The 19,377-nt window shown below is 48.7% G+C and carries 13 protein-coding genes; 7 read left to right on the plus strand and 6 right to left on the minus strand.

The window, feature by feature from the left end:
* Complete coding sequence (locus OGX90_RS04180; protein WP_003826074.1) at positions 1-1,287, plus strand: MFS transporter; 1,287 nt, start codon at positions 1-3, stop codon at positions 1,285-1,287.
* Positions 1,288-1,375: 88 nt separating this feature from the next.
* Here OGX90_RS04180 and OGX90_RS04185 read toward each other — a convergent pair whose 3' ends face one another.
* Positions 1,376-2,548 carry a hypothetical protein gene (locus OGX90_RS04185; RefSeq protein ID WP_286623215.1) on the minus strand — a complete coding sequence of 391 codons (1,173 nt, stop codon included), beginning with the start codon at positions 2,546-2,548 and terminating at the stop codon, positions 1,376-1,378.
* Between the two features lie 841 nt (positions 2,549-3,389).
* On the opposite strand from OGX90_RS04185, the gene evgA reads away from it, so the two are divergent.
* Both evgA and OGX90_RS04195 read left to right on the plus strand, forming a co-directional pair.
* Complete coding sequence (gene evgA / locus OGX90_RS04190; protein ID WP_008785570.1) at positions 3,390-4,004, plus strand: acid-sensing system DNA-binding response regulator EvgA; 615 nt, start codon at positions 3,390-3,392, stop codon at positions 4,002-4,004.
* 4 nt (positions 4,005-4,008) lie between these two features.
* Positions 4,009-7,251, plus strand: a complete 3,243-nt coding sequence (locus OGX90_RS04195) for an ATP-binding protein (RefSeq protein ID WP_286623217.1) — start codon at positions 4,009-4,011, stop codon at positions 7,249-7,251.
* Between the two features lie 74 nt (positions 7,252-7,325).
* On the opposite strand, the gene OGX90_RS04200 is transcribed toward OGX90_RS04195, so the two are convergent.
* The gene (locus OGX90_RS04200) at positions 7,326-7,958 is read right to left on the minus strand and encodes a YfdX family protein (RefSeq protein WP_003826081.1); all 633 of its coding nucleotides are present in this window, start codon (positions 7,956-7,958) and stop codon (positions 7,326-7,328) included.
* Between the two features lie 281 nt (positions 7,959-8,239).
* On the opposite strand from OGX90_RS04200, the gene OGX90_RS04205 reads away from it, so the two are divergent.
* Together OGX90_RS04205 and OGX90_RS04210 are read left to right on the plus strand one after the other, a co-directional pair.
* Positions 8,240-8,836 carry a DUF308 domain-containing protein gene (locus OGX90_RS04205; protein WP_003826082.1) on the plus strand — a complete coding sequence of 199 codons (597 nt, stop codon included), beginning with the start codon at positions 8,240-8,242 and terminating at the stop codon, positions 8,834-8,836.
* Positions 8,836-9,183 (plus strand): HdeA/HdeB family chaperone, encoded by a 348-nt coding sequence (locus tag OGX90_RS04210; RefSeq protein WP_057068467.1) that lies wholly within the window; start codon positions 8,836-8,838, stop codon positions 9,181-9,183. The genes OGX90_RS04205 and OGX90_RS04210 overlap by 1 nt, the downstream gene beginning before the upstream one ends.
* 208 nt (positions 9,184-9,391) lie before the next feature.
* Here OGX90_RS04210 and OGX90_RS04215 read toward each other — a convergent pair whose 3' ends face one another.
* The 4 genes from OGX90_RS04215 to OGX90_RS04230 all read right to left on the minus strand — a co-directional run bounded on the left by OGX90_RS04215 (position 9,392) and on the right by OGX90_RS04230 (position 15,637).
* Positions 9,392-12,508, minus strand: a complete 3,117-nt coding sequence (locus OGX90_RS04215) for an efflux RND transporter permease subunit (protein ID WP_286623219.1) — start codon at positions 12,506-12,508, stop codon at positions 9,392-9,394.
* A gap of 28 nt (positions 12,509-12,536) precedes the next feature.
* Positions 12,537-13,691, minus strand: a complete 1,155-nt coding sequence (locus OGX90_RS04220) for an efflux RND transporter periplasmic adaptor subunit (protein ID WP_286623221.1) — start codon at positions 13,689-13,691, stop codon at positions 12,537-12,539.
* Positions 13,692-13,971: 280 nt separating this feature from the next.
* The gene (locus OGX90_RS04225; RefSeq protein WP_003826090.1) at positions 13,972-14,538 is read right to left on the minus strand and encodes a Slp family lipoprotein; all 567 of its coding nucleotides are present in this window, start codon (positions 14,536-14,538) and stop codon (positions 13,972-13,974) included.
* A 244-nt stretch (positions 14,539-14,782) separates the two neighbouring features.
* Positions 14,783-15,637 (minus strand): MurR/RpiR family transcriptional regulator, encoded by an 855-nt coding sequence (locus OGX90_RS04230; protein ID WP_234096591.1) that lies wholly within the window; start codon positions 15,635-15,637, stop codon positions 14,783-14,785.
* A 293-nt stretch (positions 15,638-15,930) separates the two neighbouring features.
* Here OGX90_RS04230 and OGX90_RS04235 point away from each other — a divergent pair, with 293 nt between their 5' ends.
* Both OGX90_RS04235 and iolD read left to right on the plus strand, forming a co-directional pair.
* On the plus strand, positions 15,931-17,436 hold the full coding sequence (locus OGX90_RS04235; protein WP_071444945.1) for a CoA-acylating methylmalonate-semialdehyde dehydrogenase: 1,506 nt from the start codon (positions 15,931-15,933) through the stop codon (positions 17,434-17,436).
* Between the two features lie 11 nt (positions 17,437-17,447).
* Positions 17,448-19,373, plus strand: a complete 1,926-nt coding sequence (gene iolD / locus OGX90_RS04240) for a 3D-(3,5/4)-trihydroxycyclohexane-1,2-dione acylhydrolase (decyclizing) (RefSeq protein WP_286623225.1) — start codon at positions 17,448-17,450, stop codon at positions 19,371-19,373.
* Positions 19,374-19,377: the final 4 nt, after the last annotated feature.

The raw sequence follows: 19,377 nt of genomic DNA on the forward strand, positions 1-19,377 counted from the left end.
ATGAACCTACAAACGTCTTTACCTTCAGGTAAACCCAAGACCTGGAAAGCAAGATATACCGTCCTGACCCTGATCTGGCTGGCGTGGCTGCTCTCTTTTCTCGACAGAATGGTGATGAGCGTTTCGCTCCCTTATATTGGCAAAGATTTAAATCTTGATACGACTCAACAAGGTTTAATTATTAGTGCCTTTTTTATTGGTTATGCCGCGTTTCAAATTCCCGGTGGATTACTGGCGGATAAATTTGGCTCGCGCAAAATCATGGCCATTGGTATTGCATGGTGGTCTGTGTTCACCAGCTTAACCGGCGCTGTGCTGACGCTGCCGCTGATGTTAGCAGTACGGTTCTTCTTTGGTATCGGTGAGGGATGTTTCCCGTCGGCCTCATGGAAGATGATATCAACCTATTTCCCGTCGAAAGAGCGTGGTCGCGCCACGGCGATTCAGTCAACGGTTAACACCTTAGGCCCAGCGCTGGCGGTAGTTGTGGCGGCAAGCATCATCGGGGCATTTGGCTGGCACATGGTTTTTATCGTGCTGGGTATTCCCGGTCTGTTTATCGCGGCAGGTATCTACTTATTTACGCGTGACAACCCGAAAGATCACCCTGCCATTACGCAGCAAGACCTGGCGGAGCTGGCTGCTGACGATCAGGGGAGCCTGCAAAACACCAGCGCTATCGCGTTTAAAGACGTACTCAAAATGCCGGTGCTCTGGCAAATGGCCAGTATCTGGTTTTTGTTTGATATTACCTTCTGGGGTTTTTCAACCTGGCTACCAAGCTACCTGATTACCGTACGAGAGTTTTCTCTGGCAAAGACCGGTGTCATGGCGGCCATTCCCTTCCTGTTCGGGGCAGGCGGAACATTATTAGGCGGTTATTGCTCAGACAAATTCAAACCCCAGCGTAAAACGCTGTATGTCGTAACCTCTGTTATTGCCGCGGGATTCCTGTATCTGACTTTCAGCGTGAGCAGTGCAGATATGGCGGTGGTTTATCAGTGTGTCTCAGCCCTGTTCATGTTCTTTGCCATGGCGACGTTCTGGGGCATTCTGATGGATACGATCCCGAGCAACATCATGGGGCGGGCATCCGGTATTGTTAACTTTGGCGGCCAGATGGCAGGGGTTGTATCAGCGCCGATCATCGGCTGGCTTATCCAAAGTAGTGGCGGAAGCTATAACAGCGCCTTTATCTTTATGATTGCTGCACTGTTGTGCTCAGCTGTCGTTACGCTGACAGTCAAAAGCTCGCACGCAGTGGGAGCGTTGCCCAGTAAAGCCTGATTAATGTCTCTCTCTTGTGGCTCTGCTGTTCCAGAGCCACATTAAGGATTACGGAAATAAGTGATTAAGAGCCTATCCCATTAGGCTCTTAGTGGAAACTCAGGAATCGGTTTGAAAGAAATGCAGAGGATCTTTTAATCGTTTTCTCTAAGGAAAACAGTATAGGATTTTGTAAACTACAAAAATGAGATGTTTTGTTATCTCTTTTATCTATAACAGGAAAGGGGTAAAAAACCTTATTTTTAGGGAAGCATTCTGTATAAATGCTCATATGGTTTAATACTTCGCTGTTCAATGGTTTGGCCTTGTTACATATCTCGTTGGCGAATGCGCTGCATTTGCTGCAATTACAACGACATGCAGAATATTCAGTCGAGGTGAGGGAATCATTATTGCCAATATTAAATCCTAGCTTTCCTCGCCGGATATAAGCATCCATTATTCCACTGGCTTCATATTTTAGCAGTAATCCCTCCCGTTCACTCCGCGTTAAAGATGGCGATAATATATAACTCAGCAACAAGGTGGTTCTTTCATTTATGGATGGATATAGATTTAACTTGTTGATCTGTTTCGTCTTAATGATGAAATAGGACGTGATGACAAAGCCAAGGCATCGAGCGGTACTCATCTGCAGATCCCAGTTGTCTTTTTGTACGGTATATTCGTAAGTTACAGGCATGAGTGAATGTTCGTACGCTAGAAAGTCGGCAATAAACTCCATGGTCCTGACATACGGAAGTTGGTTGCCATTCATCTTGATGTATTGATGCTGGCAACACATCAAATGAACCAATTCATGAAAGAAAACGAAGTTCATAAAAGAGCGGGCGGTGTTAAGAGATACCTCTACTGAATGTATGTCAACGCGATTGGCTATAATACATAGCGCTGTATCGGCTAAGGCTGTGTGTTTAAATATGGAGGCAAGATCGAGACTGATGTTTAAGTTGTATGTTCCTGCAACAATAATTACCCATGAATAGAATCTGTGATTAATTGCAATATATGCAATATCTTCGTGGATAACTATCTGGATTAATGGTTCATTTTCGTTCACAAAACCCCATACGGTTTTGTTCACCGGGATGAGAGAGTCTTTACCCAACCAGGCTTCGATCATCAAATCCAGCTCAGTAAATGAGTACCATGTAATATCGGTATCAATATTTTCAGGTGAACACCAGGATTGATAAGGCCATGCGTCAGGCATTGTGTCAGGGAATACAACATTGTTTAATGATTCTCGTATTTGATTCATTTTGCTATACGCCATCAATCAATTGCTTTGCTTACTACCAGAAGAGAAGCGTAAGTTGCTGTTCTGGTAACCTATTTTTCTCCTTAGAATGTGAAAGTGGTGCTTTTAACGTTGGCCGGTTTTTCTTCCCGCCAGGTTGTGCCAGTGTACGATCCTTCTGGATTTACAGTTTCTCCAAAATTCAGGTTAGTAAAATTGTTATCACCCGAAAGTATGAAAAAATGCTCTATCTTATTTTTTTAGCAGCGCATCGATGTAACCTGGAAATTTGAAATGCGCTGTTTCTGCTCTATTTAAGCATAAAGACAAGTGTAGGATAATTTCATATAGAAATAAAATTAACAAAAAACTGTCGTAGGCAACGTATTGAAAAATAATATTTGTTTTTAATGTAAAGTTGCTGGCATAGAAATGTGCATAGGAATGTTCAACGTAAGCGGCCATTTGATGGCGGTTTTCCACCATGCCACCCTAACGGAATGATCGTCAGATGAGGGGCATTTTCCGTATTTTTACGGTTCTCATGCTTACTACGCTATTGATATTAATAACTTTGTTAAGAATGAACCCTAATAAATGAAAGACCTGTCCTACATGTGTAGGAATTTTCCTTTACGTTGTGTTAATGATTTGATATTTACAAAGGTTTAAAGTTTAATTTTTGTAAATCGAAATGTTATTTTTATGATTTATTCATTCGGATTATGAAAAAATAATAAAATATACGCGTGGCTATGCTAGAATTTTCCTCTTAAAGTCTTGCGTTTATAAAACATAATATTGAAGACTCATCTGCTCTATAGCCATCGCCTCTCTTTATTTATCGGGATTCTTATACGCAATGAACGCGATAATCGTTGACGATCACCCATTGGCTCGCATTGCCATCCGCAACTTACTCGATACCAATGGTATCGCTGTGACCACCGAACTCGACAGTGGAGATCAAGTGGTTCAAACCGTTGAAAAAACCAAACCGGAGCTGTTGATTATCGATGTGGATATTCCGGGTATCAGTGGCATCGAAGTGCTGGAGCAGCTGAGAAAGCGGCACTATGCTGGTGTAATCATTATCATTTCAGCCAAAAATGAATTTTTTTACGGCAAACGTAGCGCCGAATACGGTGCTAACGGATTTGTGAGTAAAAAAGAAGGTATGAATAATATTCTTGCCGCAATTGAAGCAGCAAAAAATGGCTATAGCTATTTTCCCTTTTCCCTTGAGCACTTTACTGGTTCATCCGTCAGCGAGCAGGATAAGCTTGATACGTTGTCGAACCAGGAAATGAGAGTATTGCGTTATATCCTTAATGGCATGGATTACAGCACAATTGCCAGCAAAATGAATATCAGTAATAAAACGGTAAGTACCTATAAAAGCCGGTTGATGGAAAAATTAGATTGTTCATCATTAATGGAAATTTATGATTATGCGCAGAGAAATAAAATAGGATAGAGTAATGCTGGAACGCTTTTTTATTTTTTTGATGGTCATCTTTACCATCGGGTTGTCTACGGGTGTAAGCTCAGCTCGGCAAGTTGAGCTAAAAAGTAACTATAATACCTCAGTGCAAAATATCGGCTTGAACAGGGAAGAAACAAACTGGTTAGCGCATAAAAAAACCTTGGTTGTTGGCACCTGGTTACCGGAAGTCTCCCCCATTGTTTATCAAAATAGCGGTGAATATTATCGGGGTGTCAACGCGGATTACCTTGCGTTAATGCAAAAGAACCTCAATCTAAAAATCATTATAAAGCAGTATGATAATGAGCAAGAGGCGCTGGCCGCGCTCGCCAATAACGATGTTGATACGCTGATAACCCAACTGTCCCGACGCCAGGATGTTGGCGGGAATTTGTTGCGTACTTCGGCATTGCTGACCACGTGGCCGACGCTTGTAACATCGCTAAAAAACACTCTGCTGCCGCTGACCACGAACCATCAGGTTAGCGTCGCGTGTGTGCGGGATTGCCCTTTTCTCGATGTTATCCAGGGGGCTTTTCCTGAGGCTAAAGTCTCATTTTATGACGATGAGTATCAGGCTATGGCGTCGGTAGTGAATGGCGATAACCAATATTATATTGGTAACAATATCACCAGCAGTCATTGTATCTCTCGATACTTCTCACAATCACTGGTTATTACGCACTACTTTGATAAGCAAGAACAATATAATTATTTTGTCGTTAACGAAGATCAGCCTGTATTAAGAAATATTCTTGATGGTTTCATTACGTCAATCAGTAATGAAATTCATATGCAAGTCATGCAGAACTGGCTGAACCGCGGCAACCTTGCCTATCTGAATGCGCCTATTCCTTTCACCGATCAGGAAAAAGCGTGGTTGAAGAAAAAGCATGTTATCCGCATTTTAATCAACCCAGATTACTCGCCCTATACGCTGGTCGATCGCAGTGGTGAGTTACGCGGTATTATTGGTGATTTGCTGAATATTATTCATCTGCAAACGGGGCTCGATTTTGAACCCATTTTAGCTAGCTCCAAAAGTGAGCAGACAAAGCAAATAAGCGGCGAACAGTGGGATATGTATCCCACTATCACGCTAACTCATCAAAACCCGAGCAATTCGGCCTTTAGCGATCCGCTGATGAATGTGGCATTTGTGATGATCACTTCCCGTGAGGAAACCGCCGAATCGCTACTGGAGAAGCCGATACGCATTGCTTTGCCTGCCGGGCATGTGCTGGAAAGCGAGCTGAAGCAACGCTATCCGCAGGCGACTTGGGTGAATGCGGATACTGGCAGTGTTGCGATGGCCATGGTTAAGGAGGGCAGCGTTGATGCGGCAATCGCTACCGAATTGTCGGCAAGATTTATGGTCGATCATTACTACCAGAAAAATATGCACTTTTTTAGGCTTCCAGATATGCCTGGTGCGTCGGTAAGTTTTGCAATCTCTCCCCGCGAGCCGATGTTGAAGTCTGTTATGGATAAAGCGCTACAGGCCATACCGCCACGTGAAATTTTGCAGATGACGGAGAGGTGGTCGAAAATTTCCAATACGCAGGTCGATTTCTGGAGTCGATATAGCAAACAGTTCTATCAACTGGGGATATTCGCGCTGCTGCTGATAGCAATTAGCCTGATCTGGGGGATCTCACTCTCCCGTGAGGTAAATAAAAGGAAACAATCGCAGCGGCTACTGGAAGAGCAGCTTCATCTCAAAGAAGCATTATCTCAAGAACTGGAAAACGAAAAGAATAAAGCGATTGAAGCAACCAAGGCCAAAAGTCGCTTTCTGGCGAGTATGAGCCATGAATTACGTACTCCGGTAAGTTCGATTGTTGGCTTTGTGGAATTACTGTCGAGTTCAGAACTCAGCCCGGCACAGCGAAAAGAGGCGATTGCCCTTACCGGGGCGACGGCCCAGTCATTGCTTGGACTGATCGGTAAGATTCTGGATGTGGATAAGATTGAGTCTGGTAAATACCAGGTTGTTCCTCAATGGACGGATCTCTCGCAACTCATTGAATTGCAGTGCCACTCTTTCGATGCCTTAGCCAGACAGAAAGGCATTACGCTTGCCTGCGTTAGCCAGTTGCCGGCGAACGAGCGGGTATTTGTCGATCAGCAGGCTTTGCGGCAAATTCTCACCAACCTGGTGGGTAATGCGTTGAAGTTTACCGAGCAGGGCAGCATTCATGTGACGGCCCGCTTGACGCCTGAGGGGGAGAATCACGGTACCCTGACCATCGCCATTAGCGACACCGGTTGCGGGATTAGTGAAGATGAGCAGGCGGGGCTGTTTCAGCGTTACGCTCAGGGACGCTGCGGGCGTCAACAAACCGGTTCCGGTCTTGGGTTATTTATCTGCAAAGAACTGGTGACGTTGATGGGCGGGACGCTGGAGTTGATGAGCGTCCCGTTGCAAGGAACCACGTTTACCATAACGCTGCCGGTTGAAACGGCTCGTCAGTCGATTGTATCGGATGGCGATGCGCCCGGTACTCTGTTACCGCTTCCGTGTCTGTCTATTTTGATAGCTGACGATAATCCAACCAATCGCCTGCTGCTCAAGCGACAGTTGAATGCCATTGGCTACAGCGTGGATGAAGCATGTGATGGGGAGGAAGCAGAAGCCAAACTGGCGAAGAAATCGTACGATCTGCTGATAACTGATGTAAATATGCCGAAAAAAGACGGGTTTGATCTCGCGGCTTCGCTACGTCGTCAACAGCCGAATTTACAAATATGGGGACTGACGGCCAGCGCACTTCCACAGTCACGCGATCGATGCCTGCAAAATGGTATGAACTTGTGCCTGTTCAAGCCTGTGTCGATTCAGACACTGACCCATGAATTGAGTAAAATCGAAACCGGTTATGCGTCTCCTTGTACAATCCGGCATTTGAAATTCAATGTGTTGACGGAAAATACCGGCGGCGATCGCACACTGATGAACGAGATTCTCGAGACATTTCGCGAGGCAACGCTGAATGATATACAAGCGGCTGAGAAAGCCGTTCTGCAAGATGAACCTCAGCTGTTTTTGCGAGCCCTTCACCGGTTGCATGGCTCGGCGCAAATTCTGGGTATCACTGCGCTACAGAACCTGTGCGAACCTTTCGAATCCAGACGACATGACGATCTTTCTCTGTCAGAACGCGAGGAGGCATTGCAGAAGATTATTGCTGTTATGCGGGAAATTGAGATTGAGATAGACAGTCTGATTAGCCATTAATCCCCCTGATCGGGTAGCTGTAGCTGCCCGATCAGGAGAGAAAGTCCTGGTTCAACACTCCGTAGTGCTGAGTACTACTGGCCTGCGCCGATCATCTCGCTATCGACCACAATGCCATCTTCAGCACCTTTTAACACAAGGTTTGCTTCATAGTATTTACCGGAAGTCAGCAGTTTTTGCGCGCTAGCAACGGCTTTACGAGTCTGATTCAGAGGCATCAGGTATTGGGTCTGAAGCACGCTGATACCAGCCAGTTGCAGAGTATCCACTGCACCTTTCCAGTCGCCTTTGGCCATTTTGCCATTCGCTGTTTTGATAGCGGATTCTTTGGCCGGAGTCGCAATATAGTCTTCTGACAGCGCGACCGTAGCGTTAATAACCACGTACTGATCGTCAATCATCTTGGCTTTAGGCGCAGCTTTTACAAATTTCGCCCAATCTTTGCTGTCGCCTGCCAGCAGGGAAGCCGCGTCATCGGTTAATTTTTTAGCGCTGTCAGGCTGTCCATGAAACAGGGCCAGACGAGCAAGCTGAATATCACGCATCGCATTTGCGCCTTGCACTGCGACCTGCATAACATCGGCAGCTTCTTTTTGTACATTTGCGGTAGCAGCTTGCGCCGGAGTGGTTGTGGTAGCAGTAGCAGCCATCACTGGTGCTGAACCCATCATGGTTGCAAGCACACCCGCAAGAATAATCTTTTTCATTACTTTCTCCTGAATAAATTTGGTATATGTCACCAAACGCAATAAGCATATTAAATAATGTTAAAGAGAGGAATCAGAGCCAAGATAGAATAATGACCGTTTAATCCTACAAGTGTCAGATGTCTGACATGTGTAGGAATATACGCATAGCGACATTCTCTTGTTCTTATATACGCTTCCTTAGTGGAAGTCTTATCATTCCACTGTAAGTAACATATGTTGAGTGAGTAATAATTCTTGTGTCAACAGGTTACATTGCGTTTATGTATAACGGAGGATGTATGTTTGTTTTTAATCAGCGTAGCCTGAGAGCGTTTAATGAAAAAACACTCGTTCATTATAAAAAGCACGCGACGATTATGGCGGTGTTGATGTTGATTTGTGGCATCTGCTGCTTGATTTATCCGATTGCTGCAGGTGTTTATTTAAGCTATGCAACCGGTTTTATGTTCCTGGTATGTGGTTTCTATTCTATTTATAGCCTGTTTAGTTCAGGTAAAAAGCAATTGAAAGCCAAATTTACCTATGCCTTTTTTGCTATCGCGTGGTTACTGCTGGGTTACTGTTTCCTCGTGAATCCTGTGATAGGCATGAATTCACTGGCAATGGTATTTTGCTGCCTGTTTATTCTGGGGGGGATTTTTCGTATCGCCTCTGGGGTCAAACTGTTTCGTAGCCCGGGTTATGGATGGAACATTTTTATTGGTATTTTTGACCTGCTTATTGCCGGCGTATGGCTGAATATGGATCCCGACAGATCGTATGTATTTACCTCAATTTTTATTGGTGTCGAGATGATCTTTAGTTCTTTAGCTTTTATCAGTCTGCGTAGAAATGCGACGCTGGTTAAAACTGATAAGCTCGCCGATAAAAATTAATGCTAACTCTGGAGCGCATAGTGAATATTAAGATGATGGTTTCTGCAGCTATTCTTGTGACCTCTGTTATGGCACCAATGACCCGTGCTTTTGCTACTCAGGCAACGGAAGCTGCGCCACAAGATATGACCTGTAAAGAATTTGTTGATATGAGTCAGCAATACAAGACGGCAATTGCCTTTGTGATTGTTAATAAAAATTCTGACTTTAAAGGCGATGATTATGTTCCCCTGCATGAGGTGGAAACGGAAGCTGTACCGAAAATGGTTAAAATGTGCCATCAGCATCCGAATACAAAACTGGGTGAACTGGCTGTAAATCTGAAAGGTTCCGGTCTGCACTATTGATTAACCGTTTTGATAGCCTGGCTTTAGTTAGAATTGACAACCTCTGTTCCTACCCTCAGTCGTTCCTTATAAAAAATCCGCGTAATGCTTACCCTGCTATCCACGAGAAACTCGCTGGATAGCCGTGCCCGCTAATAACCGTAGACCTGACAAACGAAGCCCCATCCCTGGGAATTTAATAATCTAAACCCAGGGATAGGGCAGGGGATCAGCGTCGAGCTTTAAATCGCGCTAACGTATTTTCAACGAGGACAAAGAACACTGGAACAAAATAGATTGCCAGTACCGTCGCGGCCAGCATCCCACCGATAACCCCCGTACCGACGGCATTTTGCGCACCAGAGCCCGCGCCGTTGCTTATTGCCAGTGGAATAACCCCCAGGATGAAGGCCAGTGAGGTCATCAGAATTGGACGTAAGCGCATTTGCGCGGCTTCCACCGCAGCCTCAAGCGGCGTTTTCCCTTCTTTCTGCATAATCTCGACGGCAAACTCGACGATCAGAATGGCGTTTTTAGCCGACAGCCCCATGGTGGTGAGCAGGCCGACCTGGAAATAAACATCATTGCTCAGGCCACGCAGATCGGTAGCCAGCAAAGCGCCGACCACCCCGATTGGCACAACCAGCATCACCGAGAACGGGATCGACCAGCTTTCATACAGTGCCGCCAGCGCCAGAAACACGACGATCAGCGAAATGCCGTACAGCATTGGTGCCTGGTTTGTGGATAGCGCCTCCTGATAAGACAGACCGGTCCAGGCATAGCCGACGCCTGCGGGCAGTTTATTAATCAGCGATGCCATAAATTTCATCGCATCACCGCTGCTTTTCCCTTCAACCGGCTGGCCCAGAATTTCCATTGCTGGTTGGCCGTTGTAGCGTTCAAGGCGAGGAGAACCGTAGGTCCACTCGGTGGATGAGTAGGCGGAGAGCGGCGTCATGGAACCGGAGGCGTTACGTACGTACCAGTGGTTGATATTGTCCGGCAACATACGGAACGGCGTATCGGCCTGGACATACACTTTTTTTACGCGCCCCTGGTTCAGGAAATCATTGACATAGCGACTACCAAACGCGGTGGAGATGGTCTGATTAATATCCGATAACGCAACGCCCATAGCTTCAGCCTTTTTGGCGTTGACGTGAATGCGGAACATCGGTGTATCTTCCAGACCGTTCGGACGCACCCCGTCGACCTCACCGGATGACTGGTTGGCCAAAGCCAGAAGCTGGTTCCGCGCCTGCATCATTTTTTCATGCCCAAGATTACCGTTATCCAGCAGCTCCATATCAAACCCTGATGCGGTGCCCAATTCTGCGACCGCCGGTAAATTGAACGGATAAACGACGGCATTATTGATGGCGCTTAAGGCCATCATGGCCCGTCGAATAATGGCGGTAACCGAGTTTTCTTCGCCAACGCGTTCTGACCAGGGCTTCAGGCTGATAAACGCCAGACCGTTGTTTTGTCCCTGGCCGCTGAAACCAAATCCGCCGACGGTGAAAACTGAAGCAACGTTTTTCTGCTCTTTCGTCAGGTAGTAGTCGGTTATTTCCCCGAGCACTTTACTGGTGTTCACCATCGTTGAACCCGAAGGCAATTGTGCCGTGGTCATGAATACCCCTTGATCTTCTTCAGGCAGAAACGAGGTCGGAGTGCGTAAAAACAGCACAATCATGCCCGCGCCAATGACTAAATAGACGACCATATAACGGCCTGTGCGACGTAGCAGTCTACGGGTGCTGTCCGTGTAGTGCTGAGTGCATTTCTCCATGAAGTGATTGAAACGGGTAAACAGAAAATGTGTGTTTTCCTTTTCTCCTTCGTGGGATTTCAACAACATAGCGCAAAGTGCAGGCGTCAGGCTCATTGCCACAAATACCGACAGTAGCATGGAGGAGATCAAGGTGATGGAAAACTGACGGAAAATCTCACCCGTTGCCCCGCTCATAAATGCCATTGGCATAAACACGGCGGATAAGACGACGGCAATACCGACCAGTGCTCTCTGGAGCTGACCCATCGCTTTATGCGTCGCCGCTTTTGGTGACAAGTGCTCTTCGGCAATAATACGTTCTACGTTCTCAACCACCACGATGGCATCATCGACTAACAGCCCTATCGCCAGCACCATGCCAAACATCGTGAGCGTGTTAATCGAAAAACCGGCGACGTCGAGTATTGCAAAGGTTCCGAGGATAACCACCGGAACGGCGATAGTGGGGATAAGCGTCGCACGGAAACTCTGCAAAAACAGATGCATGACGAGGAATACCAGAATGATTGCCTCGATCAAAGTATGAAAAACACCCTGAATCGAAATCTCGATAAACGGCGTGGTGTCATAGGGATAAACGGTTTTCATACTGGCCGGAAACCAGGCCGATAATCTGTTCAGCTCTTGTTTGACCGCCTGGGACGTTGCCAGGGCATTGGCACCAGCGGCAAGTTTAATCGCAATCCCGGCGGCGGGTTTGCCGTTGTAACGTGCAACCGTTGCATAATTTTCTGCACCCAGCTCAATGCGCGCGACATCGCGCAGCAGAACCTGAGAACCATCTTGCTGAACTTTAAGGAAGATCTTGCCAAATTCATCGGTCGTTTGCAGACGCGTCTGGACGATTATCGACGCATTTAACTGCTGATCGGCTGACTGAGGCATACCCCCCAACTGCCCGCCAGATATCTGATTATTCTGCACTTTGAGCTGGGTAATGACGTCCTCGGGAGTGAGGTTATACTTGTCGAGCTTTTGTGGATCCAACCAGATGCGCATGGCGTATTGCGAACCGAATAACTGTACGCTCCCCACCCCGGCAGTGCGGCTTAGCGGATCTTTAATGTTCGAGGCTACATAGTCGGCAATATCATATTGGCTCAGGCTGTTATTATCAGAGATAAAACCGGCAACCATTAAGATATTGCTGCTGGATTTATCAACGCTGATCCCTTGCTGTTGTACTTCCTGTGGCAAGGAAGGCATCGCCAGCTGCAGTTTATTCTGTACCTGAACCTGCGCAATATCGGGTGACGTACCCGTTTTGAAGGTCAGGATAATCGAGGCATTACCTGCCGCATCGCTGGTGGATGACATATACATCAGGCCATCAAGACCATTCATATTCTGTTCAATCACCTGGGTGACGGAGTCTTCAACGGTCTTTGCGTCAGCCCCTGGGTAGGCAGCGCTGATGGTAATGGTTGGGGGCGCAATTTGTGGATATTGGGCGACAGGCAGGTTCATTATCGCGATACCGCCCGTAAACATCATGATAATAGCGAGCACCCAGGCGAAAACCGGGCGCTCAATAAAAAAGTTGGCCATGAAGAAAGTGTCCTTAATGCCTGAAATATTACTGTTCAGCTACCGTGTCAGGTGTGTTCAGTTTTGAAGGGAGGACCCGGGCTTTGATTCCCGGACGAATTCTTTGTAATCCGGACACAATGACCCGATCGCCAGGATGTAATCCCGCGGTCACTAACCATTGATTACCAACGGCCTTCACTGCGTTTATTTCACGCAGTTGCACTACGTTTTCCTGGTCAAGGATCAGCGCGGTGGCTTTTCCTTGCTCGTTATGCGTAATTCCTTGCTGGGGGACCATCAACACGTTTTGTTGACTGCCTTCGTCCAGCAACGCCGTGACATACATACCGGGTAAAATTTCACCTTCAGGATTGGGAAATACGGCGCGCAGGGTTACCGAACCGGTGGTCTCATCAACAGCGGGATCGGAAAACTCAAGCGTACCGGTATGGCGATAGGGCTTGCCGTTTTCCAGCATCAGTTCAACCGGAATTTTGCCTTGTTGCTGGGCGATTTGGCCGTTGGCTTTCTCTTCTTTCAGGCGTAAGAAGTCCTGTACTGACTGGGTTAAATCAACATAAATCGGATCTAATCTCTGAACGGTAACCAGCGCGTTTTCCTGATTGGCAGTAACCAGGGCACCCACGGTCACGGAAGATTTGCCGCTAATGCCATCAATGGGCGAGGTAACATTGGCGTATCGAAGATTGATGGTGGCTTGTTCAAGATCCGCTATAGCGACGGCAACATTGGCTTGCGCTTCATTAAGCTGTGAACGCGTCGTGTCATAGTCCTGGCGGCTGACGTAATTAGATTTTATTAACGCTGACTGCCGATTGAGTGTCAGACGAACATTATTGGCGGTAGCCTGTGCCTTTGCCAACGCGCCTTTGGCTGAGTCCAGTCGTGCCTGCAGCGGGGCTGGATCAATTTGATACAGTGATTCTCCTTTGCTGACTTTATCACCTTCAACAAAGTTGCGTTTTATGATGATCCCACCAACCTGAGGGCGGATTTCGGCGATCTCGAACGCAAGCGCGCGACCCGGAAGTTCACTTTTAATATTTACTGAGGAGGGCGCTAAGGTAACAACGCCGACCTCGGGCTCCATGGCGGTTTTTACTGCAGGTTTATTATCGCAGGCGGTGATGATGACGCTACTAAAGAATAATGGTATCAACAGTAAGCATTTTCTGTTCATAGTAATCCCTGAATAATGTATAAACACAAATGTTCTTTTATTGCATGCAGGGTGGGGGAGTTGTCGGTAAATAACAAAAGATGGTCAGGCATGAGAAGGGTAAAGCCCATTTCTTCGCTAAAGAATTAGCGGTTAAAAATTATATGTAACAGGAAGAATGCATGTTAAGCGAAGGATCTCATGAAGCAGGATGGCGCAATAAGATAAACGCGGGGTGATGAGAAGGGTTGTTTGCCAACACCTGACTCCGGAATATAGTCGCGCCATCTTACCTCTGGGATTATTTCACTAGCTCCGGAGTTACCTGAGTGACTGTATTGGCGTAGTAAGGCGCTCCCCACATCGGCTCAGGCCAGAATGCGCCGTATCCATAATCCCACATGTTATAGGTGGTGTTGACAGACTCAGTTAAATGCCAAACCTGAATTCCTTGTAAATCAACTTTAACAAAGTTGTACGGGACTTTGTTGATGAATCCTGACTCATCTCCTTGAATTGTTCCCAAAATGGTCACGAAATGGTTTCTGTAGTTTACCGGATCGAGGAAACCTTTCTGCTGGGCAAGAATACGTCCCTGATAGCTCGCGTCTATTTGTGGCTTAGCAGAGTCGTTCAGTGGCAAAACGGCGATTTCCAGCAACGTATCATTTTTGGTGTTAATCACATTGATGACTTTACCACCAAAGCGAGCCTGTTGACCGGTATATAAACCGGGCTGGTTATGCACGGAGATAAAGTTTTTTTGGATATCGGGTTGATTATTACCTTTGATATTCTCAGGAATGGAAGCACATGATGCCAGGGTGAAAGCAAGGGCAATAATCATCAACCCTTTTGTATTTTTCATTTTACTTTCCTGCTTAAAAAAGACAGGTCTATAGTAAACCTTTGCGTATTATTGTCAGCATGCGCATTGTTGATTATCTAATATTAATATAATTGTAGCTTATGGTAATAACGGATTGTATTTTATCTGGTCGCTGAATGAGGGCGATATTTTCAACGACCATAAAAGTAACGGCTGGCATCACGGTTTCACGTCACGCTGGCGGGAATGTAATAAAGCGGAACGTCAATTTTTGCGGTGCTCATCACCCGACAGAATGACCGCGTTCATTACTCCCGTCACCCAGACGGTAAGCCAGAGCCACCACTAGCGACTGCACCAGGCACAGCGTCGCAGACTGGGATCGAAACGCGTCAACCTGCGCCTCTTTCACCACAAAGCAGAGATCGCTGAATGTGGCCAGCGGGCTTATCTGGCTGTCGGTAATCACGATCTGGCGCGCGCCGGCATTGGCCGCAGTTTCGCTGACCATCACCGTTTCTTCCGCATAAGGCGAGAAGCTAATCGACACCACGATATCCTGCGCTTTGATGCGGTTAATCTGCTCGCGCAGCATTCCGCCCATTCCGTCGAGCAAAATAGGGCGACATTCAAGATGGCTCAGCGCGTAGGTAAGATAGGCTGCTACGCTAAACGAACGACGCAGACCTGCAATGTAAATGGTGTCGGCTTCTGCCAGCAATTGTACGGCGCGTTCCAGCATTTCAGGTTCGGCACGGGCTGCCAACTGCTGGAGCGCCTGGGTATTCGAACGGGCGAACTCCTGCAGGATATCGAGCGGGGTTTCCGGTACGGCTTCGCTTTCCATCTCACGGAACATGCGCGCGCGGTCGCTGTAGCTGGCGGTTTCCTCTACCAGGTTCATACGAAACAGCTGTTTCATTTCGTTGAAGCCGGTGAAGTCAAAGGCGTTGGCGAAGCGGATAAGCGTAGAGGGTGGCACTCCGGCACGTTCAGCAATGACGGCAACCGTATCAAAGGCCACGCTATTGGTATTATCCAGCACATAGCGGGACACCTGCTGCAGCCTCTTACTCAGGCTATCGTAGCGATCGCGGATTTGCTGCTGCAGCTCGTTCAGGCTGGTTGCTGTTGTCATTTTACCTCCTGGTACATAGTTTTATGATTCTAAACGCAAAACCGCGTCTTTGAAATGTCACTCATTCATCTGGCTGTAAAAACGAAACAAAAGCTTCAGGCTTGTCGTCCGCTGAAACGTTATGCCAGTGCACGCTAATCATGCGATTCCGCTTGTTAACATAAAAACCCATCCTTGATCACATTAATCATTATTTATTTTATTTCAACTTAAAATGGAATGTTTGTTTCATATATAGTACACAGATAACAGTGTTCAGGTAACAGTCACGTATCAACAGCGAGAGGTTAAGGATGGAGACAGTAGCGAATTTTATCCACGGCGAATGTGTCACCGGTTCAGGCCAGCGCGTTCAGGCAATCTTCAACCCGGCCACCGGCGAACAGATCCGCCAGGTGGTGATGAGTACGACACAGGAAACCGAGCAGGCCATTGCGGCAGCGCACGACGCATTCCCCGGGTGGGCGCGCCATTCTCCGTTAAAACGTGCGCGAGTGATGTTCCGCTTTAAGGCGCTGTTGGAAGAAAACATGGAGAGGCTGGCTCGCATCATCAGCGAAGAGCATGGCAAGGTATTCTCTGACGCAGTTGGTGAGCTGACCCGCGGCCTGGAAGTGGTGGAGTTTGCCTGTGGCATCCCACATCTGCAAAAGGGCGAACACTCAGCCAACGTAGGGACCGGCGTCGATAGCCATTCGCTGATGCAACCGCTCGGGGTTTGCGTCGGGATCACGCCGTTTAACTTTCCGGCAATGGTACCGATGTGGATGTTCCCCATCGCGCTGGCAACAGGGAATACCTTCGTGCTGAAACCCTCAGAAAAAGACCCTTCTCTCGCCCTGGCTCTGGCCAAACTGCTGCAAGAAGCCGGATTGCCGGACGGCGTGTTCAACGTCGTGCAGGGGGACAAAGAGTCCGTTGACGTGCTGTTAACTGACCCGCGTGTGCAGGCCGTGAGCTTTGTCGGCTCTACGCCGATTGCGGAATACATTTATCAGACGGCATCGGCCCACGGTAAGCGTTGCCAGGCGTTAGGTGGCGCTAAAAATCACTGCATTTTAATGCCGGATGCCGACATGGATATGGCAACCAACGCCATTATGGGGGCCGCTTACGGCGCGGCGGGTGAACGCTGCATGGCGCTTTCGGTCGTGCTGGCGGTAGGGAATAAAACGGCAGATGAGCTGTGCTCGAGACTGGAAAAACAGATTGCGGCGCTGCGTGTCGGGCCTGGTCTTGACCAGACACCGGAAAATGAAATGGGGCCGCTTATCTCCTCTGTACATCGTAATAAAGTGCTCGGTTATATCGACAGTGGGGAATCGCAGGGGGCCAGCCTGCGCGTGGATGGTCGACGTTTTAGCGTTAAAGGCCATGAGCAGGGTTATTTTGTCGGGCCGACCCTGTTTGATAACGTCACGCCGGAGATGACCATCTATAAAGAAGAGATTTTTGGACCGGTGCTTTCTGTGGTGCGCGTAGCAGATTACAGCAGCGCGGTGGAACTGATTAACCGTCATGAATATGGTAATGGCACGGCAATTTTCACACGTGACGGCGGCTGTGCACGTCGCTTCTGCGAAGAAGTGCAGGCGGGCATGGTGGGCGTAAACGTTCCAATTCCGGTGCCGATGGCGTTCCACAGTTTTGGCGGCTGGAAGCGGTCCATTTTTGGTGCGCTGAACGTTCATGGTAACGATGGTGTGCGCTTCTACACCCGGATGAAAACAGTCACCGCACGCTGGCCGGAGATGCTGCAGGACACAGGGGCCGCGTTCTCCATGCCAACGCTGGGCTGACAGGAGGGTTTATGCAAACCGAACGTATGACCATGGCTCAGGCGCTGGTCAAATTCCTTAATCAACAATATATCTGTGTCGATGGCGTGGAAACGCCCTTTGTCGAGGGCGTCGCCACCATCTTTGGTCACGGTAACGTGCTTGGCATTGGCCAGGCGCTGGAGCAGGCACCCGGTCATTTGCAGGTGATGCAGGGATGTAATGAGCAGGGAATTGCGCACATGGCGACCGGATTCGCCAAACAGCATCGGCGCCAGCGTATTTTTGCCGTGACGTCATCGGTTGGGCCGGGAGCGGCAAACATGGTGACCGCCGCGGCAACCGCGACGGCGAACCGTATTCCGCTGCTGCTGTTGCCTGGCGATGTCTATGCCAGTCGTCAGCCGGACCCGGTATTGCAGCAAATTGAGCAATACCATGACCTTGGCATCAGTACCAACGACTGCTTCCGCCCGGTCTCGCGTTACTGGGACCGGATTAACCGCCCGGAGCAGTTAATGAGCGCGATGCTAAACGCGATGCGAACGCTTACTGACCCCGCAGATACTGGTGCCGTAACTATTTGCCTGCCACAGGATGTGCAGGGGGAAGCCTGGGACTATCCGCAGAGCTTCTTTGCGCGCCGCGTTCATTTGATCGAACGTCGACCACCCGACCCGCAGCGTCTGGCGATGGCGCGGGCGCTGATTGCCCGCAAACGCCGTCCGCTGGTGGTATGCGGCGGCGGGGTACGATATTCCGGCGCGCATGAGGCGTTTCGTACGTTTGTTGAAACGCTGCAACTGCCGTTTGCCGAAACTCAGGCCGGAAAGGGAGCGCTGGTTGGTGACCACCCACTTAACCTCGGAGGCATTGGGGTAACTGGAGGGATGGCAGCGAATCAGCTCGCACCGCAAGCCGATCTGGTGATCGGCATTGGTACGCGCCTCACAGACTTTACCACCGGTTCGAAAGCGCTGTTTTCTCATCCGGAGGTTGAGTTCCTGCTGCTGAACGTGGCGGAGTTTGACGCACTGAAGCTTGATGCTACTGCGCTTATCGCCGACGCCCGTACCGGGCTTACGGCATTAACTGAAACACTGAAAGACTACCGCAGCGATTGGGGGAAGGAGGTCGCTAAGGCGCAAGAGGCCTGGCGCGATGAGTGCCAACGTTTATGGGAGCGCGACTGGCGTCCCGATGACGAACCCGAAGTGGCTGGGCATCTTGACGTTCAGCTGGCGGAATATGGCGACACGCTAAACACCCGGTTGACCCAGACGAAGGTACTGGGGCTTATCAATCAGCACATTGAAGATAACGCTATCGTCGTAGGGGCCGCCGGATCGCTACCTGGCGATTTACAGCGTATCTGGCAGGTCAAAACCCCGGACAGCTATCACCTGGAATACGGTTACTCCTGTATGGGCTATGAGATTGCGGCTGCTATTGGAGCCAGGCTGGCGAAGCCGCAGCAGCCGGTATATGCCATGGTGGGGGATGGCTCGTACATGATGCTGCATTCCGAACTACAAACCGCCGTCCAGGAGGGGATAAAAGTCACTATCCTGCTGTTTGATAACGCCAGCTTCGGGTGTATTAACAACCTTCAGATGGGGCATGGGATGGGGAGCTTCGGTACGGAAAACCGTCACCGTAATCCGCAAACCGGACGGTTGGATGGGCCGTTGGTGAAGGTCGATTTTGCTAAAAACGCGGAAAGCTACGGCTGTCGGGCATGGCGTGTACATGACGAGCAAAGCCTGCTGGCGGCGCTGGAAGCCTCGCGTGCGCATTCGGGGCCTGTGCTGCTGGATATCAAAGTCCTGCCGAAAACCATGACCCACGACTATGCCTCCTGGTGGCGCACTGGCGATGCGCAGGTGGCAGAATCTCCGTCGGTGCGAAAAGCGGCTGAGCAGACGTTTGAGCAGGTGAAAAACGCACGTCAGTACTAAAAGC

This window comes from Citrobacter sp. Cpo012, assembly GCF_030333015.1.
GTDB lineage: Bacteria > Pseudomonadota > Gammaproteobacteria > Enterobacterales > Enterobacteriaceae > Citrobacter > Citrobacter portucalensis.

Bases quoted from the DNA above. Each gene is read 5' to 3' on its own strand.
- OGX90_RS04225 (WP_003826090.1), bottom strand. From the start codon at position 14,538: ATGAAAAATACAAAAGGGTTGATGATTATTGCCCTTGCTTTCACCCTG.
- OGX90_RS04205 (WP_003826082.1), top strand. From the start codon at position 8,240: ATGTTTGTTTTTAATCAGCGTAGCCTGAGAGCGTTTAATGAAAAAACA.
- OGX90_RS04185 (WP_286623215.1), bottom strand. From the start codon at position 2,548: ATGAATCAAATACGAGAATCATTAAACAATGTTGTATTCCCTGACACA.
- OGX90_RS04220 (WP_286623221.1), bottom strand. From the start codon at position 13,691: ATGAACAGAAAATGCTTACTGTTGATACCATTATTCTTTAGTAGCGTC.
- OGX90_RS04180 (WP_003826074.1), top strand. From the start codon at position 1: ATGAACCTACAAACGTCTTTACCTTCAGGTAAACCCAAGACCTGGAAA.
- evgA (WP_008785570.1), top strand. From the start codon at position 3,390: ATGAACGCGATAATCGTTGACGATCACCCATTGGCTCGCATTGCCATC.
- OGX90_RS04230 (WP_234096591.1), bottom strand. From the start codon at position 15,637: ATGACAACAGCAACCAGCCTGAACGAGCTGCAGCAGCAAATCCGCGAT.
- OGX90_RS04210 (WP_057068467.1), top strand. From the start codon at position 8,836: ATGCTAACTCTGGAGCGCATAGTGAATATTAAGATGATGGTTTCTGCA.
- OGX90_RS04200 (WP_003826081.1), bottom strand. From the start codon at position 7,958: ATGAAAAAGATTATTCTTGCGGGTGTGCTTGCAACCATGATGGGTTCA.
- iolD (WP_286623225.1), top strand. From the start codon at position 17,448: ATGCAAACCGAACGTATGACCATGGCTCAGGCGCTGGTCAAATTCCTT.
- OGX90_RS04195 (WP_286623217.1), top strand. From the start codon at position 4,009: ATGCTGGAACGCTTTTTTATTTTTTTGATGGTCATCTTTACCATCGGG.
- OGX90_RS04215 (WP_286623219.1), bottom strand. From the start codon at position 12,508: ATGGCCAACTTTTTTATTGAGCGCCCGGTTTTCGCCTGGGTGCTCGCT.
- OGX90_RS04235 (WP_071444945.1), top strand. From the start codon at position 15,931: ATGGAGACAGTAGCGAATTTTATCCACGGCGAATGTGTCACCGGTTCA.